The organism is Ruminococcus sp. OM04-4AA (assembly GCF_003462585.1).
GTDB lineage: Bacteria > Bacillota > Clostridia > Lachnospirales > Lachnospiraceae > Mediterraneibacter > Mediterraneibacter faecis.
The window spans coordinates 1-2812 of the sequence record NZ_QTZH01000112.1 but is presented as its reverse complement, the minus strand read 5'-3'; the positions used below and the strand labels follow the sequence as shown (position 1 = coordinate 2812).

General features: G+C 35.1%; 4 protein-coding genes. All 4 read left to right on the top strand.

All coding sequences use genetic code 11. The features are described from left to right. Positions 1-590 (top strand): sugar transferase (locus tag DXB52_RS15300; RefSeq protein ID WP_147343395.1); only part of this gene is annotated, 590 nt, incomplete at its 5' end. 20 nt (positions 591-610) lie between these two features. After that, entirely contained in the window at positions 611-1618 is a 1008-nt protein-coding gene (locus DXB52_RS15295) for a glycosyltransferase family 2 protein (protein ID WP_118107997.1), read from the top strand. Positions 1619-1632: 14 nt separating this feature from the next. Continuing rightward, a complete protein-coding gene (locus tag DXB52_RS15290; protein WP_118107995.1) occupies positions 1633-1824 on the top strand; it encodes a hypothetical protein in 192 nt (63 codons plus the stop codon). Beyond that, positions 1779-2812, top strand: a 1034-nt coding sequence (locus DXB52_RS15285; RefSeq protein ID WP_181989232.1) for an oligosaccharide flippase family protein, incomplete at its 3' end; no start/stop codon positions are given. The genes DXB52_RS15290 and DXB52_RS15285, both read left to right, overlap by 46 nt.

Below are 2812 nucleotides of genomic sequence, written 5' to 3'. Positions count from 1 at the left end.
AATTGAAAAGAGCATTTGATATTATATGCTCTTTGATTATGATCATTATTTTATCTCCAGTTCTTATCATACTTAGTGTTATGATTAAATTGGATTCTAAAGGACCTGTTTTATTTAAACAGGTTCGTGTGACAACCTACGGAAGAAAATTTAAAATTTGGAAATTCAGAACAATGGTTAATAATGCAGATAGGCTTGGAACACAGGTTACAACAAAAGGTGATGCACGTATTACAAGAATGGGACATCTGCTTAGAAAGGTCCGTCTGGATGAATTGCCACAGCTATTTAACGTCTTGAAAGGGGATATGACTTTTGTTGGTACAAGACCGGAAGTACCGAAGTATACAGCTCACTATACAGAAGAAATGATGGCAACATTTCTTTTACCGGCAGGAGTAACTTCCCGTACAAGTATTGAATACAAAGATGAAGAAAAACTTCTTGAAAATGCAGAGAATGCTGATGAAGTATATATAAATGAAGTATTACCGGCAAAGATGGTGTATAATTTGAGAGAGATTGAAAAGTTCAGTTTCTTACGTGATATTAGTACAATGATTAAAACCGTGATTGCTGTGATCAAGTAATGAAGTAGGGGAAATGTAAGATGATAGTATCTGTTTGCGTTGTTGCTTATAACGAAGAAAAAGTTTTGGGAAAACTCTTGGAAGATATCCAAGCTCAGGATTATGACCATGGGAAGATGGAAGTGGTTCTGATCGACAGTATGTCTACAGATTCCACAAAAGAGATCATGGATAGATTTCAACAGCAGATGACTGATTTCAAGAATGTTCAGGTTTTGAAAAATCCAGGAAAAAAGCAGGCTTCAGGATGGAATGTTGCAATCAAAAATTTTTCAGGGGATGTTATGATCCGTGTAGATGCACATGCGTCTATTCCGCCTGAATTTGTGAGGAAAAACGTAGAAATTTTGGAATCTGGAGAAATGGTATCAGGTGGTCCAAGACCAAATATGATTGATGAGAGTACACCGTGGAAGGAAACACTTCTTCTTGCGGAACAGTCGATGTTTGGTAGTAGTATGGCTTCTTACAGAAGAAGTCAAAAGAAACAGTATGTCAAATCTCTTTTTCATGGTGCGTATCGAAGAGAAGTTTTGGAGAAAGTAGGTGGGTTTGATGAACAGTTGGGACGGACAGAAGATAATGAATTTCATTATAGAATTCGTAAAGCCGGTTATCAGATTTGCTATTCACCAGAGATTATATCTTATCAGCACGCTAGAAGTACCCTTTCAGGAATGTTAAAACAGAAATATGGAAATGGATATTGGGTTGCACTGACATTAAAGGCGTGCCCAGAGTGTTTAGCAATTTATCATTTTGTGCCTTTTGCATTTGTAGGAGGCATTGTTGTGACATCTGCGCTTGCAGTCTGTCACCATTCTTTGTTAGCTAAACTCATGTGGGGAGCGTATAGTTGTCTGGCAATCCTTATGTCATTTATGGCAGTGAAGGGGCAGAAGAAATATTGGCAGCAATTGTTGCTACCGATTCTATTTTTCTTGTTACATGTAAGTTATGGAATAGGAAGTGTTGTGGGATTTTTGAAACTTCCATTTTGGAAATATGAAAAAAGAACAGGGGTTTAAATAGGAGAGACTCTATGAAAGATATAAGGCTTAATGCGTTAGCCAATACACTTGTAAGACTTTTAAATATATTTTTTCCACTTATAACTACTGCTTATTTATCACGTATTTTAAGTAAACAGTTATATGGTGAATTTAACATAGCTAATACATACCTTAACTGGTTATACCATTTGCAACACTTGGTGTTTATAACTATGGTATAAGGGAGATAAGTAAGGTTAAAGATAACGCAGAAAAACTTAATACAATGTTTTCTACATTGTTTTATATATCTCTTTTCTGTACAGCTGTAACAACAGTTTTTTATATTATTATAATGCCGATTTACAGCAAGAGTCCAAGTGTGCATTTACTTATGCTTATTCTTGGTGTTCAGCTTATTGCCCAGATTTTCTATATTGAATGGATAAATGAAGCTTTCGAAAATTATACGTTTTTATTCTATAAGACACTTTTTATACGTATTCTTATGTTAGTATCTATATTTGCATTCGTTAAAGAAGCAGATGATATTGTTCAGTATGCGATAATTATGTCAGCAAGCCAGTTTCTTAACTATTTTCTTAGTTATTTATGGATAAAGAAGGATGTTAAGTTTGTTAAGGTTCCTCTTGAGAACTTTAAACATCTTATTAAACCACTTATTGGCCTTTTCCTTCTTGCCAATGCTGGAATGCTCTACACTAACCTTGATCTTACTTTTGTATCTAAGATAGGTGCGCCTGAGCAGGTTTCATACTATGCCAATGGTCAGAGAATGATCATGCTTATATCGGGTGTTATTAGTGGTGCTATAAGTGTCAGTGTTCCACGTTTGAGTTACTATATAGGTCTTGAAGATGAGAAATCTTACCAGGATCTTATAAATAAGAGCAGTAGTATTTTCAGTTTCTTTATGGCTCCTATTGGTATGGGACTTGTTGCTCTTGGTGTTCACGCAACTGTTATAATGTATGGAACACGTTATATGGCTGGTGGTATCGTAACACAGGTATTTGCTTTTAGAGCTATATCATGGGCTCTTGAAATTGTCATGGGTACACAGGTAATCCTTATAAGGGGATTTGAGAATAAGTTGTCTATATTCTATATTATTGGTGGTATATGTAATCTTATATTTGATAGTATATTATTTGCATTTGGCGTATCATCACCACAGTATTACATTATGACAACTTTACTATCTGAATA

Bases quoted from the DNA above. Each gene is read 5' to 3' on its own strand.
- DXB52_RS15295 (WP_118107997.1), top strand. From the start codon at position 611: ATGATAGTATCTGTTTGCGTTGTTGCTTATAACGAAGAAAAAGTTTTG.
- DXB52_RS15290 (WP_118107995.1), top strand. From the start codon at position 1,633: ATGAAAGATATAAGGCTTAATGCGTTAGCCAATACACTTGTAAGACTT.